This is a genomic window from Pseudomonas sp. TWI923, from assembly GCF_039673365.1.
Classification (GTDB): Bacteria; Pseudomonadota; Gammaproteobacteria; order Pseudomonadales; family Pseudomonadaceae; genus Aquipseudomonas; species Aquipseudomonas sichuanensis.
Window position 1 is genome coordinate 1 of record NZ_JBDJLM010000126.1, and the last position, 7,838, is coordinate 7,838.

The following is a 7,838-nucleotide window of genomic DNA, read 5'->3' on the forward strand; positions in this document are numbered from 1 at the left end:
GAGCAGCCCCGGCGATTTCTGCTTTCACGCTGAAATCCTGGGGCCGCGCTGCAGCCCTTTCGCGACACAAGGCCGCTCCTACAAAGACAGCGCAAGGCTATCAGCAGATCGATCCTTGCCAGGACTGCTCCACCCGTTCCCCTGTATTGAAAAATCCCGATTTTCTGTATCTGTCGCCCTCCCCTCCCCGCCCCGCACCATCACTCCCGCAGCGCCAGGCACACCCAGCCGGCGCGCAGTTGCATACCAACCCCAACATCATGAGCAACATCGTTTCCACGGATGGAAAGCGCGTTTGTAGATAACCGTAGAACAGGCAAGCGCTACCACCCGGTACCTCACTTCCCTGCTGCCCCGTTACTTCAAAGCCTGCCGCCCCAACGGCGGACGGCCCGCTTCATTCAGGAAATCTGACAGGGATGCCCTAATGATCAAGCAACTGATAAACGAAAATAACTACGTCCAGGTCGATCAGCTGTGCAGTGCCAAGGTGCACTTGAAGATCGAGGGCCTGAACCCGGCCGGCTCCATCAAGCTCAAGACCGCCCACGCAATCGTCGCCGACCTGGAAAGCCGTGGGCTGATCACCCCCAGAACGCGGCTGATCGAATCCTCGTCGGGCAACCTCGGCGTGGCCCTGGCGATGGTCTGCGCGGCCAAGGGCTACCAGTTCGTCTGCGTCATCGACCCGAACACTTCGGCGCCCAACCGCAAACTGATCCAGGCCCTGGGTGCGCAGGTGATCGTGGTCGACCAGCGCGACGAGAACGGTGGTTTCCTCTACTCGCGCATCCGCCTGATCGAACAGATGGTCGCGCAGAACCCCGACTACATCTGGCTCAACCAGTACCAGAACCCGAACAACCCGCTGGCCCACTACAACGCCACCGCGCGGGCCATCGCCGAGAAGTTCGGGCATGTCGACTACCTGTTCGTCGGCGCCGGCACCACCGGCACGCTGATGGGCTGCAAGCGCTACTTCGCCGACCACCACCCGCGCACCAAGGTGATCGCGGTGGACTCGGTCGGTTCGGTGACCTTCGGCCTGCCCGGCGGCACCCGCCATATCCCGGGGCTCGGCACCAGCCGCCGCCCCGAGATCTACGAGCCCAGCGATATCCACGCCTTCCTCACCGTGCCCGAGGTGCGCACGGTCCAGGTGTGCCGCTGGCTGGCGCAGCGCTACGGCCTGCTGTTCGGTGGTTCCACCGGCACGGTGCTGGCCGGCGTGCAGCAGTGGGCAGCGCAGATCCGCCCGGACGATGTGGTGGTGGCGATCTCCCCGGACATGGGCGAGCGCTACCTGGAAACCCTCTATTCAGACGACTGGGTCAGCCAACGCTTGGGCCCGGACGCGCTGCAACCCTTGTTCCCCGAATTCCCTCTCTCCCTTACGGCGTAACCAGTCATGACCGCACAAGCTTCGATTCCCCCGTTCCACGTGATCCCCGGCGCCACCGTCAAGGACATCCTTGCCGGCATGCGCCAGGAGGCCATCGAGGTGGTCGCGCAGACCTACCTCACCCATGAGCGCGGCGAAACCGTCAACCCGGACAGCTACTTCCTGCGTTTCCCCGAAGAGCCGGCCAACCGCATCATTGCCCTGCCGGCGGCGATCGTCGACAAACAGGGCGAACAGTCGGTATCGGGCATCAAGTGGATCGCCAGCTACCCGGACAACATCCACGCCGGCATCCCACGGGCCTCGGCGGTACTGATCCTCAACGACCCACAAACCGGCTACCCCTACGCGCTGCTCGAAGGCGCGCTGATCAGCGCCGTGCGCACCGCCGCCTCGGCCGTGCTGGGCGCCTGGCTGCTCAATGACAAACAGAAACGCGCTGGCAGCCTGTCGATCATTGGCGGCGGCGTGATCGCCCGCAACATCCTCGACACCTTCATCGGCGACGACTGGTCGTTCGGCCAGGTCGGCGTGCATGACCTCAACCGCGAGTCGGCCGAGGCACTGGCCGGTTTCGGTGAGCAACTGGGCCTGCCGCAGGTGCAACTGTGGTCGCTGGAAGAAGCGCTCAAGGCCGATATCGTGGTGTTCGCCACCAGCGCCGGCACCCCCTACGTCAGCGGCGACGACACCTTCCGCCCAGGCCAGATCGTGCTGAACATCTCGCTGCGCGACATCGATGCCGGCATCGTCGCCGCCAGCTACAACTACTTCGACGACGTCAGCCACTGCCTCAAGGCCAACACCTCGCCGCACCTGGCCGAACAGCGCTTCGGCCACCGCGATTTCGTCACCGGCACCGTGGCGCAGATCCTGCGCGGCGAACTGCAGGTGAACCGTGACAAACCCCTGATCTATTCGCCGTTCGGCATGGGCATCCTCGACCTGGCCCTGGGCCGGCGTATCCATGACGTGGCCCTCGAGCAAGGCTCGGCTGTCGCCGTGCCGTCGTTCTTCGGGGAGGAGCGCAGATGGTGAGCAAGCCCCTGCACATCGGCCTGGTGGGCTGCGGCTCGCGCGGGCTGTCGATCTTCGAGCGCCTGCTGAGCATCGCCGAAACCCGCCCGCAACAGCCGCTGGTGATCGACATCTTCGACCCCAACGTGTTCGGCACCGGTGCCCACTGGCCCAACCAACCGGACTATCTGCTGCTCAACACCGTGGCCGGGCAACTCGGGGTGTACCCCGACGCGGCGGCCTTCGGCACCCTGCACGATGCCCGCGAACGCTCGGGCCCGGACTTTCTGGAGTGGTGCCGAGCCAAGGGGGTCAAGGTCGACCCGAAGACCGGCCTGGTGGCCGACGAGGGGCGCGCGGTGGAGCCGGAGGACTTCCTCCCGCGCCGGCTGCTCGGCGCCTACCTGGCCGACGCCTTCTCGCGCATCCTGAGAAGCGCGCCGGCCTGGGTGGCGGTGCGCCTGCACCCGCACCCGGTGGTCGGCCTGCGCACCGATGCGCAACAGGCCTACCAGCTCAAGCTGCCGTCGGGCGACTGTGTGACCGTGGACCGCTTGATCCTGACCGTCGGCCATACCGGGCGGGTGCGGGCAGACGAGGAAGGCCGGGTGGGTGATATCTACCCGCTGCCGGGCAGCCTCGACAGCATCGCCGCCGGCGAAGCCGTGCTGCTCGAAGGGCTGGGCCTGGGGGCGATGGATACCCTGGCGGCGCTGACCGCTGGCCGCGGTGGCGCCTACCACCGCATGGCCGACGCCAGCCATGTGTACTTCCCATCCGGCAAGGAGCCGGTGATCTATATCCAGTCGCGTGACGGCCTGCCGTTCCGCGCGCGCCCCAATGGCCTGACCCGGGCGCCACGGCACAAGCCGATCTTCCTCACCAGCACCCACATCGATGCACTGCGCCAGCAGGCGCCGAACGGCCAGCTGGACTTCGAGCGTGACGTGCTGCCGCGCATGCTCCTGGAAATGCGCGCGGCCGGCATGGCGGTGCTGCACGCCAAGACCGACCCGGCGCGCCACCGTGAAGTGCTGGAGCAACTGCGCACAGTCAGCCTGCAAACGCCCACCGATACCCGCGAGAGCGAAAGCCTGCTGCGTCACTACGAGGCGCTGTCCGGCGCCATCGACCCGCAGGCGCTGATCCTGCACAGCCTGCCGGCGCAGGTGAACGCGCACAACTACCATGCGTGGATCTACGACGCCATCGAGGCCGACCTGCACGAGGCCCGCATCGGCCGCGCCGAATCGCCGGCCAAGGCAGCCATCGAGGTGTGGCGCGACCTGCGTGACCGGCTGCGCGAGGCAGTCGACTTCGACGGCCTCACCGAGGCTTCGCACCGGCAGTTCTACGGCCGCTGGCACAAGGCGATCAACCGCCTGGTGGCCGGGCCGCAGAAGGAGCGCCACGCCGACCTGCTGGCCCTCAGCGACGCCGGGCTGCTGACCTTCCTGCCGCCGGGCGCCGTGCCAGCTGCCAAGCCTTACCGGCGCGTGGCCGGTTACGTGCAGGGCAGCGGCGTGCACGACAGCGACTGCGCCCCGGTGCGCGACCTGGCGCGGCTTGGCCTGATCCGCCCGCGCACTGACGTGCCGGGCCTGGATGGCATCGATGTCGACGCGGCCTGCCACCCTCGCGCCAGCAGCGGCGAACCGGTGCGCAACCTCTGGGTGCTCGGGCCGCTGGCCGAGGGCTCGTGCTACTACAACCACTACGTCACCTCGGCCGGCGCGCCGTCGCGGCTGTTCATCGACGCCCACAAGGCCGCCTCGGCCATCCTCGACACAAGGACCGCCCCATGAAGCTCTACTACCAGACCCACTCGCCCTACGCCCGCAAGGTGCTGGTGATGGCCCATGAGCTCGGGCTAGCCGAGCGCCTGGAGGTGATCCACCACGAGACCAGCCCGACGACCCGCAACGAGACCATCTACCAGGCCAACCCGCTGGGCAAGGTGCCGGTGCTGATGCTGCCCGAGGGCGAGGCGCTGTTCGACTCGATCGTGATCTGCGACTACCTCGACACCTTGCACCAGGGGCCGAAGCTGATCCCGCTGCAAGGCCCCGAGCGCTACCAGGCCCTGCGCCTGCAGGCGCTGGCCCAGGGCCTGTGCGATGTCGGCATCAAGCTGCGCTGGGAAGTCGAGCGCCGCCCGGCGCACCTGCGCTACCCGGCCTATGGCGAGGGCCAGAAGTACAAGCTCGAAGAGTCGTACCGCTACCTCGAACAACAAGTCGAACTCGACGGCCCGCTGAACGTTGGCCACGTGGCCCTGGGCACCGCCCTGGACTGGATCGTGTTCCGCGAGCTTTGCGACTTCGCCCAGCACCCGCGCCTGAATGCCTGGTACCAGCGTTTCTGCGACCGCCCCTCGATGCGCGCCACCGAGTACAGCGGTCAGACCCACGATTAAGGAACACAGCACATGGCTGCTCTCTTGTTGCAAATGTCGCCCATCGGCCTGGTGATCGCCCTGATCCTGCTGGTGCGTCGCCCGCCGGTGCAGGCAGCGCTGGCCGGCGTCGCGGTGGTCTTCCTGCTGTGGGGCATGGGCGCCGCGGCGCCACTGTCGGCCGCCGCCAGCTCGGCGATCATCAAGGACACGATGATCCTGTTCCTCAGCACCGCCTGCGTGATCGTGCCGGGGCTGGCCTTCGTCATTCTGGTGGAGCGCGGCGGCGCGCCGCAGGCCATCGGTGCCTGGGTGCGCGAGCTGGGCTGGAAGCCACCGGCGCAGGTGATCTTCATCGTGCTGGGGTTGGCGCCGCTGCTGGAAGCGATGACCGGCTTCGGCGTCTCGCTGATCGCCACCGTGCCGCTGCTGATGGGGCTGTTCTCGCGCCAGGCCGGGATGAAGATCGCCCTGGCCGGCATGGTCATCATGCCGTGGGGCACCCTGGGCCTGGCCACGGTGATCGGCGGCTTGCTCACCCACCTGCCGGCCAACGAGCTGGGCAGCCATTCGGCGCTGATCAGCGCGCCGGTGTTCCTGGTGCTGGCGGGCATCGCCCTGTGGCAGGCCGGCATTCGCAGCGCCCTGCCGTGGCTGGGCTTGTGTGCGGTATCGGTGCTGTTCAGCGCGGTGCTGTACGGTATCAACCGCTTTGTCGGGCCTGAGGTATCGGGGGTGCTGGCGGGGCTGACCGTGGCCGCCGTGGGCCTGGTGATTTCGTACCTGCAGCGCAAGCGCCTGGTGCGCTGGCCGGCGGCAGCCTGGCCGTACCTGGCGCTGCTGGGGGTGATCGTCGCCTCGCGCGCACTGTTCGTACTGTCGGGATGGGATGGTGTGTGGGTGATCAAGGGCGAGCATGTTTCATGGAAGCCGCTGGCTTCGCCAGGGCTGGCGCTGCTGATCGTCACCGTGCTGATGACCCTGCGTCAGCGCGCCGACGGCAGCTTCCCGTGGGCTTCGCTGCTCAAGCGCGCCAAGTTCCCGGTGGCGACCATCTTCCTGTTCCTGCTGCTGTCGCAGGTGATGGTCAACGCGGGCTTTCTGGTCGAGGCGCAGCGCGCCCTGCAATCGCTGTCGGGGATTTCCCTGGCGCCGACCGTGGCGCTGCTGGCGGGTATCGCGGGCTACGTCACCGGCTCCAACGTGGGCGGCAACACCCTGGTGATGCCGTCGATCGCCGCCCTGGGCAGCGACTACGGGCCGTGGCTGGCGGCGATGGTCAACAGCGCCGCCGGGCATGGTGCGCTGGGCTCGCTGTCGATCCTGTCGCTGATTACCGGGCTGGCGGCCGCCAACCGCGATGAAGAGCACGGGCTGATCCGCTTCGCCTTCGGCCTGGTGGCGCTGAACATCGCCATCGTTGCTGCAACCGGGGTGGTTTTACTTTATGTTCTGGGAGGTCATTCCTGAGCTGACAAGAGACCCCATGGATCGGTTCGAAACACCTGATAAACGCTGGCGGAGAGTCAAGGACTGGATCATCCGCCAGATCGACAGCGGTGAATGGCCGGCGCGAACCAAGCTGCCGTCGATCCGCACCCTGGCCCGCCTGTTCGACACCAGCATCACCACCGTGCAGCGGGCCCTGGCCGACCTCGAAGCCAACGCCTATGTGCTGACCGAGCCGCGGGTCGGCTACTTCGTGTCGGCGGCGGGGCGCGCCAACCCGGCCAGCCGTTTCGACTTCTCCAGCGTCACGGTGAACGTCAACCACGCGGTGGTCGCCATGCTCTCCCAGGCCGCCAGCCGCACCACCCTGTCGCTGAGTTCGGCCGTGCTGCACGGCGACCTCACCCCCCACGTGCTGCTCAACAAGTGCATGACCACACTGGCCAGCAAGGCCGACCTGGCAATCGCCGGGCTGGTGACGCCACCTGGGCATGCGGCGCTGCGCCGGCGCATTGCCGGGCTGATGCTGACCCGGGGCGTGGTCTGCGGCCCGGACGAAGTGCTGGTGACCTCCGGCGATACCGTCGCCCTGGAACTGGCCCTGGAGGCCGTGGCCCAGCGCGGCGCCACGGTGGCCATCGAAACCCCCACCTACTACGGCATCCTGCAGACCATCGAGCGCCTGGGGATGCGTGCGCTGCCCATGCGCACCCACGGGGAAACCGGGATCGACATGGAGCACCTCGAAGAGGCGCTGAAGCTTAAAAAAGTCGATGTGATCTTCCTCAACCCGACCCTGCAGAACCCGCGCGGCTTCATCATGCCCGAGGCGGCCCGCGCCAGGCTGTCGCAACTGGCCCGCGAGGCCGATGTACCTATCATCGAGGACGACATCTTCTTCGATCTGGTGCCGGAAACCGAGCGGCCACGCGCGCTCAAGAGCTATGACAGCACCGGGCAGACCATCTACTGCTCGTCGTTCTCCAAGACCGTCGCCCCGGGCTTCCGGGTGGGCTGGTGCGTGGCCGGCAAGTACCGCGATGCCATCCTCGCGCAGATGTTCTCGCGCAACCTGGCGGTGTCGAGCCTGGCGCAAAGCGCGCTTAACGAGTTCATCGGGCGCGGCTACATGGACGAGCACTGCGCCCGGTTGCGCAGCCAGCTGGCCACGGTGAATGAGGCGATGCACGGGCTGGTGCGTTCGGCTTTCCCGGCGGGCACGGTCTACGTACCGCCACGCGGCGGGTTCATTCACTGGCTGGAATTGCCGGCGGGTACCGACATGGCCCTGCTTCAGCAATTGGCCCATGAGCGGGGCTACCACATCGCCGGCAGCGGGATTTTCTTCGCCGATGGCCAGCCCACCACGGGGCTGCGCTTGTGCCTGGGCAGGCCGCTGTCGCCAGAGCTGGCCCAGGGGCTCAAGGTGCTGGGCGAGTGTGCCCGGCAGGCGCTGGAACCGCTTGCCATTGAGCTGCCAACCCTGGAAATGCCTTAGACGCTCTGTGTAGGAGCGGCCTTGTGCCGCGAAAGGGCTGCGCAGCGGCCCCAGCAATATAAGCCGCACTTTTGAGG

The 7,838-nt window shown here is 67.1% G+C and carries 7 protein-coding genes; all 7 read left to right on the forward strand.

Annotated elements, in window-relative coordinates; translation table 11 throughout:
- A partial coding sequence (locus ABE459_RS25075; RefSeq protein ID WP_346648166.1) for a hypothetical protein occupies window positions 1-305 on the forward strand: 305 nt, incomplete at its 5' end.
- Between the two features lie 122 nt (window positions 306-427).
- Window positions 428-1,402 (forward strand): 2,3-diaminopropionate biosynthesis protein SbnA, encoded by a 975-nt coding sequence (sbnA, locus tag ABE459_RS25080; RefSeq protein WP_306109320.1) that lies wholly within the window; start codon window positions 428-430, stop codon window positions 1,400-1,402.
- 6 nt (window positions 1,403-1,408) lie between these two features.
- The gene (gene sbnB, locus ABE459_RS25085; protein WP_309474914.1) at window positions 1,409-2,440 is read left to right on the forward strand and encodes a 2,3-diaminopropionate biosynthesis protein SbnB; all 1,032 of its coding nucleotides are present in this window, start codon (window positions 1,409-1,411) and stop codon (window positions 2,438-2,440) included.
- Window positions 2,434-4,224 (forward strand): FAD/NAD(P)-binding protein, encoded by a 1,791-nt coding sequence (locus ABE459_RS25090; RefSeq protein WP_323833793.1) that lies wholly within the window; start codon window positions 2,434-2,436, stop codon window positions 4,222-4,224. Before sbnB ends, ABE459_RS25090 begins: the two co-directional genes overlap by 7 nt.
- Window positions 4,221-4,835 (forward strand): glutathione S-transferase, encoded by a 615-nt coding sequence (locus ABE459_RS25095; RefSeq protein ID WP_125462949.1) that lies wholly within the window; start codon window positions 4,221-4,223, stop codon window positions 4,833-4,835. Before ABE459_RS25090 ends, ABE459_RS25095 begins: the two co-directional genes overlap by 4 nt.
- A 12-nt stretch (window positions 4,836-4,847) precedes the next feature.
- Window positions 4,848-6,284, forward strand: coding sequence for an L-lactate permease (locus ABE459_RS25100; RefSeq protein ID WP_125462948.1), 1,437 nt, complete (start codon window positions 4,848-4,850; stop codon window positions 6,282-6,284).
- A gap of 16 nt (window positions 6,285-6,300) precedes the next feature.
- Window positions 6,301-7,761, forward strand: coding sequence for a PLP-dependent aminotransferase family protein (locus tag ABE459_RS25105; protein ID WP_258705854.1), 1,461 nt, complete (start codon window positions 6,301-6,303; stop codon window positions 7,759-7,761).
- Window positions 7,762-7,838 lie beyond the last annotated feature (77 nt).

Coding starts and splice junctions, on each gene's coding strand:
- ABE459_RS25100 (WP_125462948.1), top strand. CDS start 4,848: ATGGCTGCTCTCTTGTTGCAAATGTCGCCCATCGGCCTGGTGATCGCC.
- sbnA (WP_306109320.1), top strand. CDS start 428: ATGATCAAGCAACTGATAAACGAAAATAACTACGTCCAGGTCGATCAG.
- ABE459_RS25090 (WP_323833793.1), top strand. CDS start 2,434: ATGGTGAGCAAGCCCCTGCACATCGGCCTGGTGGGCTGCGGCTCGCGC.
- ABE459_RS25105 (WP_258705854.1), top strand. CDS start 6,301: ATGGATCGGTTCGAAACACCTGATAAACGCTGGCGGAGAGTCAAGGAC.
- sbnB (WP_309474914.1), top strand. CDS start 1,409: ATGACCGCACAAGCTTCGATTCCCCCGTTCCACGTGATCCCCGGCGCC.
- ABE459_RS25095 (WP_125462949.1), top strand. CDS start 4,221: ATGAAGCTCTACTACCAGACCCACTCGCCCTACGCCCGCAAGGTGCTG.